Source organism: Xanthomonas sp. CPBF 426, assembly GCF_903989465.1.
GTDB lineage: Bacteria > Pseudomonadota > Gammaproteobacteria > Xanthomonadales > Xanthomonadaceae > Xanthomonas > Xanthomonas euroxanthea.
Genome location: NZ_LR861805.1, coordinates 954,344 through 977,908 on the forward strand (window position 1 = coordinate 954,344; position 23,565 = coordinate 977,908).

At 65.7% G+C, this 23,565-nt stretch carries 20 protein-coding genes, 1 pseudogene and 1 riboswitch; of the genes and pseudogenes, 14 read left to right on the forward strand and 7 right to left on the reverse strand.

The features are described from left to right. The first annotated feature begins 24 nt into the window (after positions 1-24). The 4 genes from H7A87_RS03940 to lpxC all read left to right on the forward strand — a co-directional run bounded on the left by H7A87_RS03940 (position 25) and on the right by lpxC (position 4,772). Positions 25-861: a cell division protein FtsQ/DivIB gene (locus H7A87_RS03940; RefSeq protein WP_119129626.1), complete on the forward strand. Its 837-nt coding sequence runs from the start codon at positions 25-27 to the stop codon at positions 859-861. Then, the gene (gene ftsA, locus H7A87_RS03945; RefSeq protein ID WP_003485272.1) at positions 858-2,093 is read left to right on the forward strand and encodes a cell division protein FtsA; all 1,236 of its coding nucleotides are present in this window, start codon (positions 858-860) and stop codon (positions 2,091-2,093) included. The genes H7A87_RS03940 and ftsA overlap by 4 nt, the downstream gene beginning before the upstream one ends. A 290-nt stretch (positions 2,094-2,383) precedes the next feature. Next, on the forward strand, positions 2,384-3,628 hold the full coding sequence (gene ftsZ / locus H7A87_RS03950; RefSeq protein WP_119129627.1) for a cell division protein FtsZ: 1,245 nt from the start codon (positions 2,384-2,386) through the stop codon (positions 3,626-3,628). Positions 3,629-3,860: 232 nt separating this feature from the next. Further along, positions 3,861-4,772, forward strand: a complete 912-nt coding sequence (lpxC, locus tag H7A87_RS03955) for a UDP-3-O-acyl-N-acetylglucosamine deacetylase (RefSeq protein WP_104584571.1) — start codon at positions 3,861-3,863, stop codon at positions 4,770-4,772. Between the two features lie 186 nt (positions 4,773-4,958). On the opposite strand, the gene H7A87_RS03960 is transcribed toward lpxC, so the two are convergent. Beyond that, positions 4,959-5,405, reverse strand: a complete 447-nt coding sequence (locus H7A87_RS03960; protein WP_104543326.1) for a DUF721 domain-containing protein — start codon at positions 5,403-5,405, stop codon at positions 4,959-4,961. On the opposite strand from H7A87_RS03960, the gene H7A87_RS03965 reads away from it, so the two are divergent. From H7A87_RS03965 to H7A87_RS03985, 5 genes are all read left to right on the forward strand, one after another. Next, positions 5,406-6,350 carry a M23 family metallopeptidase gene (locus H7A87_RS03965; protein ID WP_104649684.1) on the forward strand — a complete coding sequence of 315 codons (945 nt, stop codon included), beginning with the start codon at positions 5,406-5,408 and terminating at the stop codon, positions 6,348-6,350. 155 nt (positions 6,351-6,505) lie between these two features. Next, the gene (gene secA, locus H7A87_RS03970; protein WP_104584574.1) at positions 6,506-9,244 is read left to right on the forward strand and encodes a preprotein translocase subunit SecA; all 2,739 of its coding nucleotides are present in this window, start codon (positions 6,506-6,508) and stop codon (positions 9,242-9,244) included. Positions 9,245-9,716: 472 nt separating this feature from the next. Further along, on the forward strand, positions 9,717-10,085 hold the full coding sequence (locus tag H7A87_RS03975; protein WP_119129628.1) for a VOC family protein: 369 nt from the start codon (positions 9,717-9,719) through the stop codon (positions 10,083-10,085). A 145-nt stretch (positions 10,086-10,230) separates the two neighbouring features. Further along, the gene (locus H7A87_RS03980; protein ID WP_119129629.1) at positions 10,231-11,178 is read left to right on the forward strand and encodes a Nudix family hydrolase; all 948 of its coding nucleotides are present in this window, start codon (positions 10,231-10,233) and stop codon (positions 11,176-11,178) included. Beyond that, positions 11,175-11,693, forward strand: a complete 519-nt coding sequence (locus H7A87_RS03985) for an AAA family ATPase (RefSeq protein WP_119129745.1) — start codon at positions 11,175-11,177, stop codon at positions 11,691-11,693. Before H7A87_RS03980 ends, H7A87_RS03985 begins: the two co-directional genes overlap by 4 nt. A 119-nt stretch (positions 11,694-11,812) precedes the next feature. On the opposite strand, the gene H7A87_RS03990 is transcribed toward H7A87_RS03985, so the two are convergent. Together H7A87_RS03990 and metF are read right to left on the reverse strand one after the other, a co-directional pair. After that, complete coding sequence (locus H7A87_RS03990; RefSeq protein WP_119129746.1) at positions 11,813-12,409, reverse strand: hypothetical protein; 597 nt, start codon at positions 12,407-12,409, stop codon at positions 11,813-11,815. A 143-nt stretch (positions 12,410-12,552) separates the two neighbouring features. After that, on the reverse strand, positions 12,553-13,380 hold the full coding sequence (gene metF, locus H7A87_RS03995) for a methylenetetrahydrofolate reductase [NAD(P)H] (RefSeq protein WP_119129630.1): 828 nt from the start codon (positions 13,378-13,380) through the stop codon (positions 12,553-12,555). A gap of 210 nt (positions 13,381-13,590) precedes the next feature. Between metF and H7A87_RS04000 the strand changes: the two genes are divergently transcribed. Then, entirely contained in the window at positions 13,591-13,827 is a 237-nt protein-coding gene (locus H7A87_RS04000) for a hypothetical protein (RefSeq protein WP_115676119.1), read from the forward strand. A 325-nt stretch (positions 13,828-14,152) separates the two neighbouring features. After that, entirely contained in the window at positions 14,153-15,130 is a 978-nt protein-coding gene (locus H7A87_RS04005) for an NAD(P)H-quinone oxidoreductase (protein WP_115676120.1), read from the forward strand. 133 nt (positions 15,131-15,263) lie between these two features. Here H7A87_RS04005 and H7A87_RS20960 read toward each other — a convergent pair. Further along, positions 15,264-15,374: pseudogene (locus H7A87_RS20960) on the reverse strand (VOC family protein); the annotation flags it as partial. A 220-nt stretch (positions 15,375-15,594) separates the two neighbouring features. On the opposite strand from H7A87_RS20960, the gene H7A87_RS04010 reads away from it, so the two are divergent. Beyond that, complete coding sequence (locus tag H7A87_RS04010; protein ID WP_119129631.1) at positions 15,595-16,530, forward strand: Gfo/Idh/MocA family oxidoreductase; 936 nt, start codon at positions 15,595-15,597, stop codon at positions 16,528-16,530. 138 nt (positions 16,531-16,668) lie between these two features. Here the strand turns inward: H7A87_RS04010 and H7A87_RS20780 are convergent, their stop codons facing one another. Then, positions 16,669-18,339: a histidine phosphatase family protein gene (locus H7A87_RS20780; protein WP_232087922.1), complete on the reverse strand. Its 1,671-nt coding sequence runs from the start codon at positions 18,337-18,339 to the stop codon at positions 16,669-16,671. A 413-nt stretch (positions 18,340-18,752) separates the two neighbouring features. Beyond that, on the reverse strand, positions 18,753-20,123 hold the full coding sequence (locus tag H7A87_RS04025) for an alpha-amylase family protein (protein WP_180496989.1): 1,371 nt from the start codon (positions 20,121-20,123) through the stop codon (positions 18,753-18,755). 384 nt (positions 20,124-20,507) lie between these two features. Between H7A87_RS04025 and H7A87_RS04030 the strand changes: the two genes are divergently transcribed. After that, positions 20,508-21,053, forward strand: coding sequence for a DUF2058 domain-containing protein (locus H7A87_RS04030; protein WP_119129633.1), 546 nt, complete (start codon positions 20,508-20,510; stop codon positions 21,051-21,053). 58 nt (positions 21,054-21,111) lie between these two features. Next, positions 21,112-21,669 (forward strand): DUF3228 family protein, encoded by a 558-nt coding sequence (locus H7A87_RS04035; protein WP_119129634.1) that lies wholly within the window; start codon positions 21,112-21,114, stop codon positions 21,667-21,669. Positions 21,670-21,901: 232 nt separating this feature from the next. On the opposite strand, the gene ahcY is transcribed toward H7A87_RS04035, so the two are convergent. Continuing rightward, the gene (ahcY, locus tag H7A87_RS04040) at positions 21,902-23,344 is read right to left on the reverse strand and encodes an adenosylhomocysteinase (RefSeq protein WP_115676125.1); all 1,443 of its coding nucleotides are present in this window, start codon (positions 23,342-23,344) and stop codon (positions 21,902-21,904) included. A 31-nt stretch (positions 23,345-23,375) separates the two neighbouring features. Then, positions 23,376-23,490: riboswitch (S-adenosyl-L-homocysteine riboswitch) on the reverse strand. Between the last annotated feature and the right edge of the window lie 75 nt (positions 23,491-23,565).

Here is a 23,565-nt window from a genome sequence, read left to right on the forward strand (position 1 = left end):
CATTCCCGCGCGCGGAGCGCGCGCATGAACGCCACCCTGCGCATCCTGGCGTGGTTGCTCGCGGTGGCGCTGGTCGCGTTGCCGGTGGTGGCCGTGCTCAATGGCTGGGTCGGTGCCGAGCGCTGGCCGTTGTCGCGGCTGCGGGTGTCGGGCGATTTCAAGCGGGTGCCGGCCGAGCAGTTGCGTGCGGTGGTCTTGCCGTATGCGCGCGCGGGCTTTTTCGCGGTGAAGTTGCAGAACGCGCAGGACGCCATCGCGCGCCTGCCGTGGGTGGAAAGTGCGCAGGTGCGCAAGCGCTGGCCGGACGTGCTGGAAGTGCACGTCACCGAGCACAAGCCGTTCGCGCGCTGGGGCACCGACCGCATGTTGTCCGAGCAGGGCCGGTTGTTCCGCACCCCGCCGTTGTTGAAGGACTTCAAGCTGCCGCAGCTCGGCGGCCCGGACAGCAAGACCCAGGACGTGGTGGCGCTCTACAACGAGTCGCGCGCGCTGTTCGCGCCGACCGGGCTGGATGTGGAACGTCTGGAAATGGACGCACGCGGCAGCTGGTCGCTGGGCCTAAGCAACGGCGTGCAGATCGTGATCGGCCGCGACGACGCCCGCGCCCGCCTGCAACGCTTCGCCCGCGTGCTGCCGCAACTGGCCGACCCACAACGCCCGATCGCCCGCGCCGACCTGCGCTACACCAACGGCTTCACGGTGGAACGGCGAATGGAGAATGGGGAGTCGGGAATGGACAAAAAGCCAAAGCCAGTGTCGCCCGCTGCGCCGCACACGCTTGTCCTGAACTCTCCCCGCATCCGTGCACCGCTGTTGACCATTCTCCATTCGCTATTCCCTATTCCCGGCTTTAAGACATGAACCGCAAAGGCGACAAATCCCTCATCGTTGGACTGGACATCGGCACCTCCAAGGTCGTCGCGCTGGTCGGCGAGTACTCGCCCGGCAATCCGATCGAAGTGATCGGCATCGGTTCGCATGAATCGCGCGGTCTCAAGCGCGGCGTGGTGGTGGACATCGAATCCACCGTGCAGTCGATCCAGCGTGCGGTCGAAGAGGCCGAGCTGATGGCCGGCTGCGAGATCCGTTCGGTGTATGCGTCGATTTCCGGCAACCACGTGCAGTGCAAGAACTCGCCCGGCATCGTGCCGATCCGCGACGGCGAAGTGACCTGGAGCGATCTGGAGCGCGTGCTGGATGCGGCCAAGGCCGTGGCCATTCCCGCCGACCAGCGCATCCTGCATGCGATCCCGCGCGAATACGTGCTGGACGATTCGCAGGAAGGCATCCGCAATCCGGTCGGCATGACCGGCGTGCGCCTGGAGGTGCACGCGCATCTGGTGGTGTGCGCGCAGTCGGCCGCGGCCAACATCACCAAGTGCGTGCAGAAGTGCGGCCTGCAGGTGGACGACCTGGTGCTGTCGTCGCTGGCTTCCAGCGTGGCGGTATTGACCGCCGACGAACGCGAACTGGGCGTGGTGCTGGTGGATATCGGCGCCGGCACCACCGACCTGGCGGTCTACGTGCAGGGCGCGATCTGCCACACCGCTTCGCTGCCGATCGCCGGCGACCACGTCACCAACGACATCGCGCACATGTTGCGCACGCCGACCCCGGAAGCCGAGCAGATCAAGGTGCGCTACGCCTGCGCGCTGGCGCAGCTGGCTACCGCCGAGGAAAGCATCCAGGTGCCGTCAGTGGGTGATCGCCCGCCGCGCCGCATGCCGCGGCATGCGCTGGCGCAGGCGGTGCAGGGCCGTTACGAGGAAATCTTCGAGATGGTGCAGGCCGAATTGCGCCGCTCCGGTTTCGAGGAAATGGTGCGCGCCGGCATGGTGCTCACCGGTGGCGCCTCGAAGATGGAAGGCGTGGTCGAACTGGCCGAAGAAATGTTGCAGATGCCGGTGCGCGTGGGCATTCCCCAGCACGTCACCGGCCTGGGCGAAGTCGTCGGCAACCCGGTGCACGCCTCCGGCGTGGGCCTGTTGCTGATGGGCAGCCAGATCGAACACCCGCGCCGCCCGTCGATCCCGACCGGACGGGCCGGCAGTTTGTTCAAGAAATTGAAGAATTGGTATCGCGGGGAATTCTGAAGAATCGGGAATCGGGATTCGAGAATTGGTTGAAGCAAAGGCAAAGCGGTTGCGGCAGATTTGAGTGGAGAGCGGTGAGAGCGGGCAGGGCGTAAATACTTTTGTGGTTCCGCTGAGAAAGTGAAGTTGGTGTGGAGATCGCTCGCAGTTGCGATTCCCCATTCCCAACTCCCCATTCCCGGCATTCAAACAACAACATTCGCCGACGTGCGGGTGTTGGGCTGGCGAACGGAGCAATCCGATTCCCCATTCCCGATTCCCCATTCACGGCATCTAAAGAGGACACTGACATGGCACATTTCGAACTGATTGAAAAAATGGCTCCCAACGCGGTCATCAAGGTCGTTGGCGTGGGCGGCGGCGGCGGCAACGCGGTCGCGCACATGGTCAACACCAATGTCGATGGCGTGGAGTTCATCACCGCCAACACCGACTCGCAGGCGATCAAGAACTGTGGCGCCAAGCTGCAGCTGCAGCTCGGCACCAACGTCACCAAGGGCCTGGGCGCCGGCGCCAATCCGGAAGTCGGCCGCCAGGCCGCGCTGGAAGACCGCGAGCGCATCATGGACGCGCTGCAGGGTGCGGACATGGTGTTCATCACCGCCGGCATGGGCGGCGGCACCGGCACCGGCGCCGCCCCGGTGGTTGCACAGCTGGCCAAGGAAATGGGCATCCTGACCGTGGCCGTGGTCACCAAGCCGTTCCCGTTCGAAGGCCGTCGCCGCATGCAGGTTGCGCTGAAGGGCATCGAGGAGCTGAGCCAGCATTGCGACTCGCTGATCACCATCCCCAATGAAAAGCTGATCACCGTGCTCGGCCGCAACGCCACCATGATCCAGGCCTTCCGCGCTGCCAACGACGTGCTGCAGGGCGCCGTGCAGGGCATCGCCGACCTGATCGTGCGTCCGGGCCTGATCAACGTCGACTTCGCCGACGTGCGCACCGTGATGTCGGAAATGGGCCTGGCCATGATGGGTACCGGTTCGGCACGCGGCGACGATCGCGCGCAGGCCGCTGCCGAAGCCGCCATCCAGAACCCGCTGCTGGACGACGTCAACCTGGCCGGTGCCAACGGCATCCTGGTCAACATCACCGCCGGCCCGGACTTCACCATGTCCGAGTTCGACGAGATCGGCCGCACCATCGAGGCGTTCGCCTCGGAAGATGCGACCGTGGTCGTCGGCACCGTGCTTGACCCGGACATGCAGGACGAAGTGCGCGTCACCGTGGTGGCCACTGGCCTGAACCGTGCGGTTGCCCGCCAGACCCAGCGTCCGGACCAGCGCGCGCCGATCAAGCTGGTGCGCAACGCCACCACCGGCCAGCCGGAGTTCGGCGATTTCGAGACCAGCGGCGGCGACGCGGTGTCCAAGGCCGTCGGCGGCAGCATGGGCCTGGGCCTGCGTCGTCCGAGCAGCGACTCGGTCGGCAGCGGCAGCGGTAGCAACAATGGCGGCGGTTCCGCTGCGCCGGCTGCAGACCTGCCCAACGACTACCTGGATATCCCGGCGTTCCTGCGCCGCCAGGCCGACTAAGGAGCGTCGGCCGCGTCGCTACGGCGGCGCGGTCCATCCCGCCCCGGGGTTCGCCCCGGGGATGCTGTGCCATGTCCTTTCTGCCGGATCGGCCACGATCCGGCAGCTTTTGCAGTTGCGTGACCCGGGAATTACAGTTCCCGTCACGCGCGACTTGTTAAAATTCGGATAATCTCCACGGATTAGACAGCCGGTTCAGCGTCTGTCTGCATTGTTCATCCAGACTTCGCATATGACCCAGCAACGCACTCTCAAGAACACCATTCGCGCCACCGGCGTCGGCCTGCACAGTGGCGACAAGGTGTACATGACGCTGCGACCTGCCCCGGTCGATCATGGCGTGGTGTTCCGGCGAGTGGACCTGGAGCCGATCGTCGAAGTCCCTGCCGATGCCGAGCTGGTCACCGAGACCACGCTGTGCACCGGCCTGACCTGCAATGGCGCCAAGATCCAGACCGTCGAGCACCTGATGTCGGCGCTGGCCGGCCTGGGTGTGGACAACGTCATCGTCGAACTGTCCTCGGCCGAGTTGCCGATCATGGACGGTTCGTCCGGCCCGTTCGTGTTCCTGCTGCAATCGGCAGGCATCGTCGAGCAAAACAAGGCCAAGCGCTTCATCCGCATCAAGCAGACGGTGGAAGTGCGCGAGGGCGACAAGGTCGCGCGCTTCGAGCCGTACGAAGGCTACAAACTCGGCTTCACCATCGAATTCAATCACCCGATGATCCCGGCCAAGCAGTCGCGTCAGGAAATCGAGTTCTCCACCTCGGCCTACGTCAAGGAAATCTCGCGCGCCCGGACCTTCGGTTTCATGCGTGATCTCGAGTACATGCGCGAGCGCAATCTGGGCCTGGGCGGGTCGATGGACAATGCCATCGTGCTGGACGAGTTCCGCGTGCTCAACGAGGACGGCCTGCGCTACACCAACGAATTCGTGCGGCACAAGATCCTGGACGCGATTGGCGACCTGTATCTGGCCGGCGGCGCCATCCTGGGCGCCTACGAAGGCTTCAAATCCGGCCACGCACTCAACAACAAGCTGGTGCGCGCGCTACTGGCGGATCAGGCCGCCTGGGAATGGGTCAGCTTCCCCGAGGGCAGCGTGCAGCCACCGGTCACCTACGCCAGCCCCGTCTACGCCTGATGTCGGGGAATGCCGTAATCGGCGTTCGAAGTGTGAACTGCGTCGGATTTACGGCCCGTTCTTAACTTTTATTTAAGACTTCTCTAACTCCTGCGCGGCCCAGGCCCGCTAGGATGCGTCGGGTCGTGCGCGGCCTTCGCAACTCTTTCACGCCGCGATGGCCGTCGCGTAACAGGCGGCACCGACTCACCGTTTGGTGGGTGGAACGTCCTGCAGGGAGGCCAGCGCATCGCGCAGACCTCGGTGCGTGGCCTCCGACACAGGACGTGGACGCTCGCGATTCTGCTGCGTTGGGGAATGCAGCGGGGTGGTGGTGGTCTTGATGGTCACTGCGGTGGCCTTCAGTCCGATGGATCGGGCGGCATCCAGTAATTGGGTCTCGGCAAGTCGCAACTTGGCATGCCAGACAGGTGAATCAACCAGAAAAACCAGCTGTTCGTCTCTGACATTGGCCAGCCGGCAACGGGTGGCCAGATGAGGCGGTAACAGGGGGCGCAACTGCCGGTCCAGCGCATCGAGCCACAAGGCGCGGCGCAAGGGGTCGCCAGCCTTTTCACCCAACGCGGCCTCGATGGCCGGTTGTGGGACGGAAGGGTTGCGTGCGTTGGACTTGGGCTTGGACATGACACTCATATGGCGTTGAAGAAAGTTGTAATCAAATCTCGCGAAACCCGGGCGCAACGGTTGGCCCGGCAGTTCCAGGGCTTCGCTGCGGATCGACCGATGGTAGTCCTCGGTGCCGTGCTCGGGCTGGGCATGTTGATCGGCATCGGTGCCAGCACCGCCACCGGCATGGTGACCAATTCCGCGTTGCAGGCCAAGGTTGCCCGGCAGCAGGCCGAGCTGGCCCAGGCGCAGCGCGCCTCGCAGGCGCAGGTCAACGCACTGGCCGCGCGCATGGGCGAGCTGCAGGCGCAGGCCACCCGTCTCAATGCATTGGGCGAGCGGCTGACCGAAATGGGCAAGCTGAAGGACGGCGAGTTCGACTTCGACGCGCCGGTCGGCGTCGGTGGCGGCGATGAGCCGGTCAGCGACATGCCGGTCGAATCGCTCAAGCAGACGCTAGGGCAGGTCGAACAGCAGTTCTCCGCCTCCGGCCAACAACTGAACGTGCTGGCCACGCTGATGTTCGATCATCAGCTCGAACAGAATTCGGTGCCCTCGCGGATGCCGATCCGCAACACCTACATCACCTCCGGCTTCGGCGGTCGCGCCGATCCGTTCGACGGCGGCTCGGCCTTCCACAAGGGGGTGGACTTCCACGCCAACGTGGGCGACCCGGTGATGTCGGTCGCCGATGGCGTGGTCAGCTACGCCGGCGTGCGCGGCGGCTACGGCAACGTGGTGGAAGTGGACCACGGCAACGGCTACGTGACCCGCTATGCACACAACTCGCGCCTGGTGGTGAAGGTGGGCGATCTGGTCCGCGCCGGCCAGCAGGTGGCCAGGGCCGGATCCAGTGGCCGCTCCACCGGCGCGCACGTGCATTTCGAAGTGTGGGCGGACGGGCGGGTGGTCAATCCGCGCAAGTTCCTCGGCGATACCAATACGCCGGTGGGCCGCCGCGGGCGCGGTTGACGACGGCGCGGGTGGTGCTTGATTCGTGAAGGCCCGCCCCAAGCTACAATAGGGTGTTGCCATCGACAGGGCGCAGTGCGCCCTGTTTCGTTTACGGCGGCCGGGTCTTGGGGACCGGCGTCGGTCAAACCGTTCCTTTTCAACCGGTTTCTTCAATGATCAACAGTCTGCTTACCCGTGTCTTTGGCAGTCGTAACGAACGCCAGCTGCGCCAGCTCAACCGCCTCGTCACCCAGATCAATGCGCTGGAGCCGACGATCGAGAAGCTCTCCGACGCCGAGCTGCAAGCCAAGACCCCGGAGTTCAAGCAGCGACTTGCCGCCGGCGAGTCCCTGGACAAGATTCTTCCCGAAGCCTTTGCGGTGTGCCGCGAGGCCAGCCGCCGCGTGCTCGGCATGCGCCATTACGATGTGCAGCTGATCGGCGGCATGGTGCTGCACCTGGGCAAGATCGCCGAGATGCGCACCGGTGAAGGCAAGACCCTGGTGGCCACGCTGCCGGTGTACCTCAACGCGCTGCAGGGCGAGGGCGTGCATGTGGTCACGGTCAATGACTACCTGGCCCGCCGCGACGCCGCGCAGATGGGCAAGTTGTACAACTGGCTGGGCCTGAGCGTGGGCGTGGTGTATCCGGGCATGCCGCACAGCGACAAGCGCGAGGCCTATGGCAGCGACATCACCTACGGCACCAACAACGAGTTCGGCTTCGACTACCTGCGCGACAACATGGCGCTGTCCAGGGCCGACCGCTACCAGCGCAACCTGCATTACGCGATCGTCGACGAAGTCGACTCGATCCTGATCGATGAGGCGCGCACCCCGCTGATCATCTCCGGCCCGGCCGACGAATCGCCGGAGCTGTACATCCGCGTCAACCGCATCGTGCCTCAGCTGACCCGGCAGGAAAGCGAAGAGGGCGAGGGCGATTACTGGATCGACGAGAAGGGCAAGCAGGTGCATCTGTCCGAGGCGGGCATGGGCCACGCCGAGGAATTGCTGATGCAGGCCGGCATTCTCGAGAATGCCGAGGACGGCCTGTATGCCGCGCAGAACCTGAGCGTGGTGCATCACCTCAATGCCGCGCTGCGCGCGCATGCGATCTACCAGCGCGACGTGGACTACATCGTGCGCGATGGCGAAGTGGTCATCGTCGACGAATTCACCGGCCGCACCCTGTCCGGGCGTCGCTGGTCCGACGGCCTGCATCAGGCGGTCGAGGCCAAGGAAGGCGTGCCGGTGCAGCGCGAGAACCAGACGCTGGCCAGCATCACCTTCCAGAACCTGTTCCGCATGTACAAGAAGCTGTCCGGCATGACCGGTACGGCCGATACCGAAGCCTACGAATTCCAGAGCATCTACGGCCTGGAAGTGGTGGTGATCCCGACCAACCGCCCGACCGTGCGCAAGGACCATCCGGACCAGGTGTTCCTCAACCGCAAGGGCAAGTTCAACGCGGTGCTGGCCGACATCGAAGACTGCGCCAAGCGTGGCCAGCCGGTGCTGGTGGGTACCACTTCGATTGAAACCTCGGAGATGCTGTCCGAGCACCTGCGCAAGGCCGGGGTCAAGCACGAGGTGCTCAACGCCAAGCAGCACGAGCGCGAAGCCACCATCGTGGCCAACGCCGGCCAGCCGGGCGCGGTGACCATCGCCACCAACATGGCCGGTCGCGGTACCGACATCGTGCTGGGCGGTTCGCTGGAAACCGAACTGCATGCCATGGGCGAGGACATCAGCGACGAGCAGCGCCTTGCGGCCAAGACCGAATGGCAGCGTCGCCACGACGCGGTCAAGGCGGCCGGCGGCCTGCACATCATCGGTACCGAGCGGCACGAGTCGCGCCGTATCGACAACCAGCTGCGCGGCCGTGCCGGTCGTCAGGGCGACCCGGGTTCCTCGCGCTTCTACCTGTCGCTGGAAGACAACCTGATGCGCATCTTCGCCTCGGACTGGGTCCAGAAGGCGATGCGCATGATGGGCATGAAGGAAGACGACGTCATCGAAGACCGCCTGGTCAGCCGGCAGATCGAAAAGGCCCAGCGCAAGGTGGAAGCGCACAACTTCGACATCCGCAAGAACCTGCTGGATTTCGACGACGTCAACAACGATCAGCGCAAGGTGATCTACGCCCAGCGCGATGAATTGCTGGATGCCGAATCGGTCAAGGACAACGTCGACGGCATCCGTGGCGATGTGATCTACGACCTGGTCGCGCGCTTCGTGCCGCCCAATTCGGTCGACGAGCAGTGGGACCTGAAGGGGCTGGAAGCCACGCTGGAATCGGAGCTGGGCATGCCGCTGGCGCTGAGCGAGATGGCACGCACGCAGGAAGAACTGGACGCCGAGCAGATCGCGGCCAAGGTGCAGGCGGCGGTGGATGCGCACTTTGCCGAGAAGGAAGTGGCGGTGGGCAGCGACACCATGCGCGCCTTGGAGAAGCACGTGATGCTGACCGTGCTGGACCAGGGCTGGAAGGAGCATCTGGCCAAGATGGATTACCTGCGCCAGGGCATCTATCTGCGCGGGTATGCGCAGAAGCAGCCCAAGCAGGAATACAAGAAGGAAGCCTTCGAGCTGTTCTCCGAGATGCTAGAGAACGTCAAGCGCGAAGTGATCAACCTGCTGGCGCGCGTGCGCATCCGCAGCGAGGAGGAAGTGGCCGAGCTGGAAGAGCAGGAACGCCTGCAGGCGCAGGCGCGGCTGATGGCCTCGCAGTTCCAGCATCAGGACGCCGGCGGCTACGGTGCCGACGAGGAAGTGGAACAGATGCAGGGCGGCAACGCCCCGGTGCCGGTGTCGCAGGTAACCCGCGACGAGCCCAAGGTGGGCCGTAACGATCCATGCCCCTGCGGCAGTGGCAAGAAGTACAAGCACTGTCACGGTCAACTCAGCTGAGCTGAGTTGACCGTGGTGCAGCCCGCCTGGCGGGGCTGCACACCAGGCGTCCGCGTCGCGGACGCCTGGTGCACGGTCCTTGCTTCCGATCCCCGCGCCGTTGGCGCGCCCCCTTACCAAGGGGGCTCTGCTGACGGAGGGATTCGTTGGAGCTGCTGATACTCAGGCGTGGAATGTGGGCGGCGGGGTGCAATGACCCCACTGAATCTCACGCTTTTTCCAACTCTCCGCCTAGTCCCCGCCAACGGCTTGGCTTGCGTGGTTGCCAGGCACGGTCTGCAACCCGTGGCATAGACGCCAGGAGCGTTCGACCAGCTCGATGGGCGCCGTCCTGGTGAGCCTGGGCTTGGCGCGGTTCGCCCCATGCTTGTCCATCGCGCGCCGGTGGCAACCATGCCTGCTGCACGCAGGCTTTTCCGCCTGCGACACTGCGGGGCGTATGCTCGATCCACGTCCTGCGGGGGAGTGCGTCATGTCGCAGCTGTCGAGCCAGCAACTGAAGGTGTTCGTACCTGCGCGCGACTACGCGCTGTCGCAGCGGTTCTATCGCGCGCTGGGCTTCGTGCAGGAGGACGAGGTGGGCAACGTGACCTGCTTCCGGCATGGCACGCATTGCGCATTCCTGCTGCAGGACTTCTACCTGCGCGAGCTGGCCGAGAACCTGATGCTGCACCTGTGGGTGGACGATGCCGACAGCTGGTGGCAGCACGTGCACGATGCCGGCCTGGACGCGCAGTTCGCAGTGACCTGCAGCGTGCCGGAAGACCGGCCATGGGGCGCACGCGATTTCACCCTGCACGATCCCAGCGGAGTGCTCTGGCGCATCGGGCATCCACTGTAGACGTGAATCGGGAATCGGGAATCGGGAATGGGGAATTGCAAAGGCGGGCATGGTGCGTGCTTCAAACGATTCCCGATTCCCGAATCTCCATTCCCCGCCCTCAAGCGATTGCGCTGAACCGCTCACTCGCGGCACTCTTGTGCCCATGCCCGATTCCCTGAGATCCATCCACGTCGTCGCCGGCGTGATCACCGACGCCCGCGGCCGCATCCTGCTGACCCGCCGCACCGAGACCCGCGACATGCCCGGCCTGTGGGAATTTCCGGGCGGCAAGCGCGAACCTGGCGAAACCTCCGAACAGGCCCTGGTGCGCGAACTCAACGAAGAGCTCGGTATCGAGGCGCAGGTCGGCGAGTGGTTGATGGACGTGCCGCAGCTGTACCCGGACAAGCGGCTGCGCCTGGAAGTGCGCCACATCACCGCCTGGAAGGGCAGCCCGCGCGGCCGCGAAGGCCAGGCAATGACCTGGGTGGCCGCGGACAAGCTGACCCGGTATTCGATGCCGCCGGCCGACGTGCCGGTGGTCGGCGTGCTGCGCCAGCCCGACCGCTATCTGATCACGCCCGAGCCGGACGATGACGCGCTGTGGCTGGAAGGCCTGGAGCGTGCACTGCAGGACGGCATCACGCGCATCCAGCTACGTGCGCGGCAGGCCGAACCGGCACGCTGGCAGGCCTTGCTGCAACAGGTGCTGCGCCTGCGCGGCCGTACGCGCGCGCAGCTGCTGCTCAACCGCGACATCGCACTGGCCGGCGAACTCGGCATCGGCGTCCACCTGGGCGCGGAGCAGTTGGCCAGCCTGCAGGAGCGCCCGTTGCCGGCCGAACAGCCGGTTGCCGCCTCGTGTCATGGGTTGGAGGATCTGCGCCACGCCCAGCGTCTGGGCTGCGATTTCGCGGTGCTGGGGCCGGTGCAGGCGACCGCATCGCATCCGGGTGCGACACCCCTGGGATGGGAGGGGTTCGAACGCTTGCGCGAGCAGGTCTCCTTGCCGATCTACGCACTCGGGGGCATGCAGGTCGACGACCTGCGCGCGGCACGCGCGCATGGCGCGCAGGGCATCGCGGCGATTCGCGCGCTGTGGCCGCAGTGACTGCGCCGTCAGCGACCTTGGTGGTGTTCGGCGGATTGCCCGGTGTCGGCAAGAGTTCCATTGCTCAGGCGCTGCTGACGCACTGCACTGCGTTTTATTTGCGTATCGATACAATCGAGCAGTCACTGCGCGAAAGTGGTGCACTCGCCAACGACGTCGGACCAGCCGGCTACATGACCGCCTATGCGCTTGCCGCGGCCAATCTGCACCAGGGTCACGTGGTGGTCGCCGATTGCGTGAACCCACTGCCGGTCACCCGTGAGGCGTGGCGTGATGTGGCGCGCCGCACACGCAGCCGCCTGCTGGAGATCGAAGTAGTGTGCAGCGATCGCAAGGTGCATCGGCAGCGCGTGGAATCGCGGCAGAGCGAGGTGCCTGGATTGCGCATGCCGGATTGGTCCTCCGTGCTCGTGCATGACTACGTGGCATGGACCGAGCCGCATTGGGTGATCGACAGCGCCGGGCTGAATCCGCAGCAGGCGGCTAGGCAGATCATGGACCGGCTCGCCGCGTAGCCTGCAGATGAGGCATGTGGTCCGAAGGGTTCTCGCAGCCGATGCGCTGCTTACCTTTGCAACCCACGCAGATACTTCGCCACTGCGATCCGCCGGCGTCCGTCAAGGCGGGCGCTGCGCTAGAACGTCACCCAGAAGCAGTTGTACTGCCGGCGCAGCCGCAACACGCTGCGCGCGGGTGTGCCGCTGGCGAGATTCTGCTCCAGGCGCAGGCCCCAGGGGCGTAGGCGGCCCGGGGGTGCCGGGAGTGGGGTGTCGGTCGCACTGCCGTCCAGTGATGGAGCCGCCGCCGACGTGTCTGCATCGGCTTGCCAGGTCGGCGGATCGCGTTGCGGGTACATCGGGACGATATCCAGCAACGGGCGTTGCACGATGGCTTCCAGCCGGCTCAGTACCTGGCTGGCGGCCGCGTCGGACTGGCCGCTCCACAGGTACAGGCTGGAAAGCCGGTTGACGTCGCGGCTGTCCACCGCCAGTTGCAGCAACGACACCAGTTCGCTCAGCCGGCGCGGGCAGCCGTAGCCAGACAGGCCAATAGTGCCCTGCGCGCGCGTGGCCGGCGGCGGGCGCGCCGCAGCGCCGACATCTTCGCAGCGGCGGTCGGTGAACATGGTCTGCCCGTCCGCTGTCACGCAGCGGCGGATCTCCTGCGCCTGCCCGCGCATGGCCGGGCAAAGGCAGGACAGCAGCAGCAACGGCAGCAGGAGGCGGGGCATCGACGCAGCGTAACGGGCCGTGCGTGAGCCGGCGCGCAACGCGCCGAGACAGCGGTAGCCTGCACGGCGCTTGCGCACCACGCGCGCCTGCCGGTGCCGTGCCCGCACAGACAGCCAGCATGGCATGGCATCGCTGGCGTGGCTCAGCGCCCGAGCAGCTGCAGCACCTGCGTGGTCGGCTTGGCCAGGTTGAGCGTGTAGAAGTGCAGCGCAGGCGCGCCACCGGCGATCAGGCGCTCGCACACGGTGGCCACCACTTCCGCACCGAAGGCGCGCACCGCCTCGGCATCGTCGCCGAAGGACTGCATCTTCTTGCCGATCCAGCGCGGAATTTCCGCGCCGCATTGCTCGGAAAAACGCCGCAGCTGCGAGAAATTGGAGATCGGCATGATGCCGGGGATGATCGGGATCTCCACGCCCATGCGCTGCACCGCGTCGCGGAAATGAAAGTACGCATCGGCGTTGTAGAAATACTGGGTGATTGCGGCATCGGCACCGGCATCCACCTTGGCCTTGAAGTAACGCAGATCGCTCAGTGCGTCGGTTGCCTGCGGATGGGTTTCCGGATACGCACCGACCTCGATCCGGAACGCATCGCCATGCTCGGCGCGGATGAAGGCGATCAGGTCCGAGGCATAGCGCAGGTCGCCCGGATGGCCCATGCCCGAGGGCAGGTCGCCGCGCAGGGCGACGATGCGGGTACAGCCGATCGCGCGATACAGCTTGAGCAGCTCGCGGATCTCCTGGCGGCTGCCGCCGACGCAGGACAGGTGCGGGGCGGCCTCGAAACCGTGCTTCTGCTTGAGGTGGCGCACCGTCTCGGAGGTGTAGCTGAGCGTGGAGCCGCCGGCGCCGAAGGTGCACGAGACGTACTCCGGCGCGTAGCCCTTCAACCTGGCCGCCGTGCGGTCCAGCTGTGCGCGCTGGTCGTCGGTCTTGGGCGGGTAGAACTCGAAACTGAGAGGCGTCATCGCGGCGGGTCCGGCGGATCGTGCCGGCATAATATCGCTTCATCGCGATGAATGCATATTTGGTTGCGAGTGTCCTGGATGCGGCTGCCTCGGGGAACTCGTGCATGCCTGCGCAATGTGCGACAGGGTTGGGGCCGCTTCGGGCGCCAGTCTCGGGGTGCGGCGTACACGGTAAGCTCCAGTCCCCAGGCCACTTGATCGGAGCGCGACATGCAAGAGCAGGAAATGGATGTCATCGCCGAATCGCTGGGCCGCATCTGGGTTGCGTTGGCACGCAGCGTCGGTGATCTGGCGCTTGCCCTGGCCGAGCAACCCGGCGTGGATGGCGACAAGTTGCTGAGGGACTTCGCCGCCCGCCTGCCGTCGGATCAGGATGACGGCACCTCCAAGGTGTTCGAGGCGATTCGCCAGTACATCGACCAGGACGCCGCGCCCAGCGCGCAGTGATGTGTTGCCACGTGCGTCTGCAATGCAGGCGCGCGTGCTGATGCGGTGTGGTCTTGCGATGCGCTTGCCGGCAACGGAATGACGGCCCGGCCTGCGGGCCTGCGGGCAGTCGCCGCACAGCGGCGCACCCGGACTGGCATCAGCGGTGGCGTGCGTCCGTTGCAACATCGCTTCAACGCGTGCGCCGGCCATCGCGTAGTCGCTCGCCCTGCGTTGGTTGAGAGTGGGGTCGCGCCGCGCGTGGGTGAGGTGTCGCGACCGGGCGTGCGCCATGCCTTGACGCAGGGATCCCTACACTGGGCGCACTTTCTACGGAGTGCTGCGCATGAGCGATACCACGATGACCGCAATCGCCATCCGCGATGGCAAGGGCGATGCGGATGCGCTCTACCCCGACGAGCAGCCGCGTCCCCGCCCCGCGCCGGGGCAGGTGCTGATCCGCGTGCATGCGGCCGGCATCAATCGTCCCGATCTGCTCCAGCGTGCCGGCCACTATCCGCCGCCGCCCGGCGCACCGCAGACGCTCGGGCTGGAAATCGCCGGGGAGATCGTGGAGCCGGCCGGCCGCTGGAAGGTGGGTGATCGGGTATGTGCACTGCTGGGCGGTGGCGGTTACGCGCAATACGCAGCGGTCGATGCGCGGCATGTGCTGCCGATTCCGGCCGGCATGGAGATGGCGCATGCCGCGGCGCTGCCGGAAACCGTTTTTACCGCGTACGCCAACCTGTTCGAGCATGGCCGGCTTGCCGCCGGGGAGTGGCTGCTGCTGCACGGCGCCACCTCCGGGATCGGGGTGACGGCGATCCAGATGGCCAAGGCCGCCGGTGCGCATGTGCTGGCCACCGCGCGTTCGGCGGGCAAGGCGGCGCAGGCACGCGAGCTGGGCGCCGATGTGGCGATCGACTCCACCACCGAATCCTTTGTCACCGTGGCCAAGGCGCACGGCGGGGTGGACGTATCGCTGGACATGGTGGGCGCTGCAGTATTTGCCGACACCCTGGAAGCGCTCAATCCGCGCGGACGTATCGTCTACATCGCCTCCCAGGCCGGCTCGACCATCGAGGTGCCGATTCCGTTGCTGATGCGCAAGCAGGCCATCCTCACCGGCTCGACGCTGCGCCCGCGCAGTGCCGACGAGAAGGCGCGCCTGGCTGCGGAAGTGGAGCGCGTGGTGTGGCCGTGGATCGCGCAGGGCAAGCTGCGCGTGCTGCTCGACAAGCGCTTCCCGCTCAGCGAAGCCGCTGCAGCGCACCGCTATCTGGAGCAGGGCAGCCACCTGGGCAAGGTCGTGCTGGAGATGTGAGTGCATGCGGCGGCCTGCCTGACGCGTGCGTGCCGGGCAGGTGGCGCGGACCGTCGCAGCGTGAGGTTGCCGGCCAGCGCATCGCAATGCGCGTCCAGCAGCTGTCTGCAGTCGGCGTGGCTGCCAAGGCAGATCATGCAGGCGTGTCGACCACCGCTTCGAGGTGGTGCCCATCGGGATCGATGACGAACGCGGCGTAGTAATCGTCGCCGCAATCCGGTCGCAGGCCGGGTGCGCCGTTGCAGCTGCGCTTGTTGCCGCAATGGCCGCCCTTGCACGGCCGCCGGGCGCCGCAGGTATAGCAAAACAAGCAGGAGCGATGTCTCGCAGCGAACCGCGGCCTGACCGTACACTTCGCCGTTGCGTGCGCTTGTGCATCGCGCCGCTGCTGCAGTGTCCGTGTACAAGCGCCTGAAACGGGCGATCGCGGGTCCCGCCACTTCACCATCAGCCCGAAGGTTTCGATGAAGCATCCAGACGCATTGCGCATTGCCCTTGTCGGCATCGGCAAGATCGCCCGCGACCAGCACGTGCCCACCATCGCCGCGCGCGCCGATGTGCAACTGGTGGCCACCGTGAGCCGGCATGGCACGGTCGACGGCGTGCCGGCCTATCACACCCTGGAAGAGGCCTTCGCTGCGCATCCACAGATTGAAGCGGTCGCGCTGTGCACGCCACCGGTGGGGCGGCATGCGCAGGCACAGGCCGCGCTGGCTGCCGGGCGCCATGTGTTCCTGGAAAAACCCCCGGCCGCCACCCTGGCCGAGATCGACGACCTGCGCGCATTGGCGCAGCGCGCGCAACGCAGCCTGTTCACCAGCTGGCATTCGCGCTGCGCCGCCGCGGTGGCGCCTGCGCGGGCGTGGCTGGCCGACAAGCAGATCCTGCGCGCGCATATCACCTGGAAGGAAGACATCCGCCATTGGCATCCGGGCCAGGACTGGATCCTGGAGCCGGGCGGCATGGGCGTGTTCGATCCCGGCATCAACGCGCTGTCCATCGTCACGCATCTGTTGCCGCGCCCCTTCGCGCTGCGCGAGGCGGAGCTGCACACGCCGGAGAACCGTCAGGCACCGCTGTACGCCAGGCTCGGCTTTGTCGATACCGCGGGTGTGCCGGTGACGGCAGAATTCGACTTCCTGCAGACCGGCCATCAGCGCTGGGATATCGAAGTGGACACCACCGATGGCCTGCTCATGCTCAGCGAGGGCGGTGCCAGGCTGAGCATCAATGGCCAGCCACAGACAGTGGAGGCGGCCGGCGAGTACGACGGTTTGTACCGCCGTTTCGTGCAGTTGGTGCGCGCTGGTGAATCGGAGGTGGACGTCACCCCGTTCGTGCATGTGGCCGATGCGTTCATGCTCGGCGCGCGCAAGGTCACCGCGCCGTTTGCCTGGTAAGTCGGCGCGGTATCGCTCGCGTTCCAGCATGGCGTGGGATGGAAGTGCGCTGTGCGCAACACCCCGACTAAGGTCTCGACGACCCGGGCAATGATACGGCACCAAGCGCATGCAACGATGTGCCTGGTGCCTGCGCGCCTACCTGCTGTCCAGCGCCACGGTGCCAGCTGCCACGCCGCCGGCGTCCAGCGGCCTGGCGCGCGTCGCAGTGCGCGCAGCGTGCTGGCGCAGCGCGGGAGTGATCTGCGCACGGAAGCGCCGTACCACCCATGTCTCGTCCAGTAGCGCAAAGGCGAAAAAGCCCAGCAGCGTGCCGGCAACCAGCGTGGGTGCATGTGCGAACGTGCCGGGCAGCAACAGGCTCAGCCACAGGAAGATGTTCGGCGAGGTCTGCAGCAGGTGGATGTCCGAGGCGATCGCCGCGGATACGGCCTTGCCCGTCACGCGCTGGTAGGCGGACAGATACGCCGCGCTGCCCAGGCGGCAGGCCAGCAGCAGCGCAAACGGCAGCAGCAAGGCGGCCCATGCCTGCCAACCCCCATGCCCCAGGGCGTCTGCCAACGGCCTGCCACCCGCTTGCAGCCCCACCAGCAAGGCCAGCGGCACCATCGTCAGCAAGCCCGCCCAGCCCCAGTTGGTGGCCAGTTTGCCGGCTGCGATCGGGCGCGCACGTCGCCAGCCCTGTGCCAGCAGGGAGGGCACCGCCAGCGCGATCAGCAACACCACGAAGAAGCGTTCCAGTGCATGCGCATTGCCCAGCACCTCGTGGTGATCCAGGAACAGCAACAGCAATGCAACCGGCAGCACGATCGACAGCACCAGGGTGTAGCGCGCCGCAAAGAAATAATCGCCGCCGCGCGCAAGCGAGAAGGTGGGCACCGACAGCGCTGGTGGCACGATCAGCAGCAAGCCGAGGACATGCACCCATTCGTTATGCGACTGCGTGAGCAGCACCATGGCCAGCCCGGCGCGTGCCGCACTGACCACGCTCAATGCGAGGTTCTCCGGTCCTCCGGTCAGGCGCAACGCACCCGGTTCGATACGGACCGACAGGAAGAACGCATTCACCGCCAGTAGGGCCACGATGGCGGTGGAGATCAGGCCATGCGGTAGTGCGAGGCCCATGCACGACAGCGCAAAGCCGGCCACGGCGGCGATCAGCATCCATTGCAGCAGATGGATTTCGGTCTGCTCGCCCAGATAGTTCAGACCTGAGGAACTGCGCGCGGTCATGCGCTTGAGCTCCTCCCACGACAACGGGCGCGAATTGGGCAGCCGGAAGTCGATGTACTCGGCGGGCGGCAGGCCCGAGGCGATCAATGCGAACACTTCGACGATGTACTTGTGCGCCACCACCAGCACCTGCTTGCCCTGGCGGTCCAGCGGTGCCAGCACCGTGTCGTAGTAGTGCTTGCAACGCGCGTACATGTCCATCCAGTGCTCGCCGTCAGGCGGTGCACCATCGGCATCATGAAAACAGGCATCGAAGAGGCCATGGCCGATCGACTTCTTGATCAGCGTCTTGTTCTTGCCGGCGAAAATGCCGAAGTCGCGCTCCTTCAGCGCATCGCTGTACAGCACCTGCGGGGCATCGGGGACGCCTTCCAGGATGATCGCCGCGGTGGCCTGGGCGCGTTCGAGCGTCGAGACATGCACTTGGTCGAAACGCAGCCCGCGTTGTCGAACGAAGTCGGCTGCCTGCCGGGCCTGTCGGCGGCCCAGTGGCGTCAGCGGCGAATCCTGCGCACCGGCAAAATAGTTCTGCTCGTTGGCGAGCGACTCGCCATGGCGGACGAAGTACAGAGGCATCGGCTTGCTCCGGTTGCTCGATTGTTCGGTGGTCGAGAACGTTGTCCGATGACCGGGCAACGCCCTTCGCTGCACTCGGCACGCCTGCCTGCAGACGACAACGGCGTGCATCGGGCTGCCACATAGGTCCGGGGCGCAGCAGGATTCGTTGCACCAACAAACTCTCCGTGCCGGTTTGGTTCAGCGCCTGTCCAAGTTTGTGTTGATGGCCACTGGATACAAAGGCGACAGCCGCGGCACGACTGCCCGCCATGCCGCATGCCGATGCCTGAAAGCACGCGGCCTGCGCGCGCATGCTGCGGCAGGCCGCATATCGAGCGGCTGGTGACGCGGTGCTGCGCAGGTGTGCGAATGCTTACCTGCCCGGTCGACGGTCACCTGCGTGCGGCCGATTCAACGACCGTGGTGATCGCTCAGCGACGCCACATGCGCGCGCCACGCGCCGGCAGCGTAAAGGTGTGGGAGCTGCCGGTGATGCGGACCACGTTGCCGGAGCCCAGCGCATCGGTGTAGTCGGCATTCCAGTACAACACGCTGTTGTTCATGCCCACCGTGGTGGTGACCGGAGTGCCGCACTTGTTGATGCCAACGATGCCCAGGCTGCCACGACGGAACAGGATATGGCAGGCGCTGGACGACAGCACCTGCATGTCGGTGCCCTGCATGCCGTTGTGGAAGCCGATCATGCGACGCAGATCCTCGCGTTGATAGGCGTTGACCCAGCGGTTGTCGCCGCTTTCGTTGTTGTCGGTGTAGATCATCGGCATGCCACCGTTGCGGCCGATCAGATATGCGTACGCCAGCGTCTCATCGACCGGGTCGAGGATGGCGTAGCGGAAGCCGGCATTGTTGGGGATGTCGTGGGTGACGGCGAAGGTCACCGCGCGATTGCCTGGCAAGGCCTGCCCGGTGGATGCCGGATCCACCAGCTGCTGCAGGCTCGCGCCAATGGCGAACGCATTGCGGACCGCGTTGAACAGCGGGAAGTCGTAGGCCGCATGCGGTGTGGATTGCAGATACGGCGCCAGGAATTGATCGTAATCGCCATTGCCGGTACCGCCGCCGGTGATGACTTCGCCGAACACATACACGCCGGAGCGGATGCCAGCATCGAACACGCGGTTGAGGTGGTCGAAGGACATGTGCTTGGCCGCGTCGACCCGGAAGCCGGTAACGCCCAGGCCCTTGAGTGCCTGCAGATAGGCGCGCTGTTGTTGCACCACCCACTCATTGCCGAGCAGATCCGGCAGGCCCGGATCGCTGCCGCCACCGCAGATACGATAGGTGCGCACCTGATAGGCGTCGTTGTAGTTGGTGATGCACTGCGCCGGGCCGAAATCGCTGGCGCTCAGCAAGTTCGATTGCAAGGTGCCGAACAGGCGCAACGTATCGTAACGGCCCGGATCTGCAGCATATTGCGCGAGCACGGCGCTGCCGGGGTAATTGAGGTCCGAACGTGTCGCCGCCTCGTTGGCCATGTGGTTGAGCACGACGTCGGCATAGGTTTCCACGCCGTTGTTGGCCAATGCCTGCACCATGCGCCTGAAGGCGATGGTGTCGCCGAGCGGGTTGTCGATCAGGCGGATGTCCTGCGGCTGGTAACGCGCCCACCAGGCGCTGCCTTCGGAGCGGTACGCCGGCGCAACCAGGACCTTGCGATACCCGGCATCGGCAATCTGCCTGGCGCGCGCTTCCACGGTGGCATACGGCCAGTTGAAGGCATGCAGGATGACATCGGCCTGGACGTTGGCTGTCACCAGCAGCAAGGCCAGCGCGGTGAGCAATGCGCGGGCGCCGCGCTGCAGGGCCGAGGTTGGAGAGTGGGCAGGTGTGGTGCGCATCGGGTGGTTCTCCAGTGGTAGGCGCAGGCCGGCGTGTGCATCACGCTGCCCGCGGCAAGGCCTCCGGCCCCTGTTCCGGAGAGCGCGCGCACGGCGTGCAGCGCGCGGTGATGCTAAGCGTGCATCGCGACGCAACATCGGTGTTGTGCATACGTATTCAATGCAATGGACCGCGGAACTGCGCACGGCGTTCGGCGGCAACAGGGTGGCCGGTCGCACAATGCAGCGCAGCGGCGAGCGGCGCCGCGCTTGGTTTCGGCCGGGGGCTCGCAGAAGCCGGGTGCCGGGCGCGCTAAACTAGCGGCCAGTTCATTGCCGATCCTTCCCATGCGTAATCCATTGCAAGAACAACTGCTCAAGGCCGGGCTGGTCAAGAAGGCCCAGGTGGACAAGGTGGCGCGTGAGCAGGTCAAGCAACGTCATGCCAAGGGCGGGGCGGCATTGCCCGCAGATGCCGACAAGGTGGATGCAGCGCGCCTGCAGGCCGAGCGCGCCGAGCGTGATCGCGCACTGGCCGAGGAGCGCAAGGTGCAGCTGCGGCAGCAGGAACTGCTGGCCCAGGTCCGGCAGATCGTGGAGACCAACAAGGTCAAGCGTGAGGGCGAGATCGACTACCGCTTCAACGACGGCAGCGTCATCCGCAGCGTGCTGGTCAACACTGCGCTGCGCAGCCAGCTGGCCAGCGGCGCGCTGGTGATCGTGCGGCATGGAGATGGCTTCGAGCTGATTCCGCGCGCCGCCGCCGACAAGATCTACAGCCGCGATGCGGACGCTGTGGTGCTGGACCATGGCCGTAGCAGCACGCCATCGGCGCCGGACAGCGACGACGACTATTACAGCCAGTTCAAGGTGCCGGACGATCTGATCTGGTAAGTGGTCGCGCCGCAGGGCGGCAGGCTACCCTGGCGTCCTTCGCCATCCGACCACGCTCATGTCCATCGTTCTCACACCGTTCGCCCGCACCCGTCTGTTTCCCCGCGATGGTCGTCGCAACGCCATCCAGGATTGCACGCCCGAGCAGTTCATCCAGCGGCTCAACGAAGAAACGCCGGTGCGCGTGATCGCAGGCTATGCGCCGTTCTGCCAGCTGCATGTGCACCGCAACTGGACCTCGACGCGCTGCCTCACTGCGCCGATCACCGACGAAAACCGCCACCAGCTGCGCTCCGGCTACGAGGCACGCAGCACGCAGGAGTTGCCGGTGCTGGTGCGTTGGTTCGAAGGGGTGGAGCCGCCGGTGGCGACGTACTTGCTGCCGATCCTCTACAGCCGCGATCAACTGGCCAGGGAAGGCGCGCCGATCGACGCCGATTGGGGCGTGGTCGGTTGCCTGTACACCACCGAGCCGGAAGAAATTCCGATGGCGCCCATCACCATGCTGCGCAACGCACTGGGCGTGGACGAGGGCGGCTCCGGTGTGGCACTGGACCGCGACGCGTACCGGCGCAGCGTTGCGTTCTGGGAACGCAATGCGAACTGGCGGCCGTAGCAGGCCGCCAGCTGCAGCGCATCGTGCGATTTTTCGCGCGGCAGGGAAAAGAGCGCTGCTGCTTAACTCGGGCCTGTCGATGTCGCCGCATGCGGCGAGCGGAGGTCGATCGCCGTGTGGGGCCGCTTCCACGCATGGCCATCACCATCCGGCATCCTGCAAAGAAAACGGGCGCCTTGCGGCGCCCGTTCTGTTCAAGCGGTGACATCCGGGCAATCAACCGCCCGGCTGATCAGTAGCGGTAATGATCCGGCTTGTACGGGCCGGCCACGTCCACGCCGAGATACTCGGCCTGGTCCTTGGTCAGGGTGGTCAGCTTGACGCCGATCTTTTCCAGGTGCAGACGCGCGACTTCCTCGTCCAGGTGCTTGGGCAGGATGTAGACCTTCTTCTCGTAGCTGTCGCGCTTTTCCCACAGGTCGATCTGCGCCAGGGTCTGGTTGGCGAACGAGTTGGACATCACAAAGCTCGGGTGGCCGGTGGCGCAGCCCAGGTTCACCAGGCGGCCGTCGGCCAGCAGGAAGATCGCGTTGCCGTTGGCGAACACGTACTTGTCGACCTGCGGCTTGATGTTGATCTTCTCCACGCCCTTCAACGCATTCAGCGCATCGACCTGGATCTCGTTGTCGAAGTGGCCGATGTTGCAGACGATGGCCTGATCCTTCATCGCCTGCAGGTGCTCGACGGTGATGATGTCCTTGTTGCCGGTGGTGGTGACATAGATGTCGCCGCGGCCCAGGGTGGATTCGATGGTGTTGACCTCGAAGCCTTCCATCGACGCCTGCAGGGCGCAGATCGGGTCGATCTCGGTGACGATCACGCGGGCACCGTAGGCGCGCAGCGAGGCGGCACTGCCCTTGCCGACGTCGCCATAGCCGCAGACCACCGCAACCTTGCCGGCCAGCATCACGTCCATCGCGCGCTTGAGGCCATCGGCCAGCGACTCGCGGCAGCCGTAGAGGTTGTCGAACTTGCTCTTGGTGACCGAGTCGTTGACGTTGATGGCCGGGATCAGCAGCTTGCCGGCTTCGGCGATTTGGTACAGACGGTGCACGCCGGTGGTGGTCTCTTCGGAGACGCCCTTCCAGTCCTTGACCACGCGGGTCCAGTAACCCGGACGCTCGACGGCCACGCGCTTGAGCAGCGCCTTGATCACGCCTTCCTCGTGCGAGGAGGCCGGCTCGTCGACCCAGGTGCTGCCGTTTTCGAGCTCATAGCCCTTGTGAATCAGCAGGGTGACGTCGCCGCCGTCGTCCACCACCAGCTCCGGGCCGGTCTGGGTGCCGTCGGGCAGGGTGAAGGTCAGCGCGTCCAAGGTGCAGTCCCAGTACTCTTCCAGCGTCTCGCCTTTCCAGGCGAACACCGGCGTGCCGGAGGCGGCGATCGCGGCGGCCGCGTGGTCCTGGGTGGAGAAGATGTTGCACGAGGCCCAGCGCACGTTGGCGCCGATGTCCTTGAGCGTTTCGATCAGCACCGCGGTCTGGATGGTCATGTGCAGCGAGCCGGTGATGCGGACATCCTTCAGCGGCTTGGTCTGCGCATGCTTGCGGCGGATCGACATCAGGCCCGGCATCTCGTGCTCGGCGATGTCCAGTTCCTTGCGGCCCCAATCGGCCAGGGAAAGATCGGCGATCTTGTAGTCCGTCTGCGCGACGGTTTTTGCGACAGCGTTCATGCAATAGCTCCGGTAGGCAAACAAATGTCTGCAGTTCCGGGCGCCGTTGAACGATGAATGCTGGTCGAGCCTGGCCGTAGTTTCCTGCACCTGTGGTGCAGTAGGCAGATCAGTCCGCCATACCGGTCGCAGCGCCCCTCGACGAGAGCATCGATTATATCGGCAGCACCCCCCTCCGGCATGAATTGGTGTGCACCCAACCAACGGCAGGGGGAGCGGTG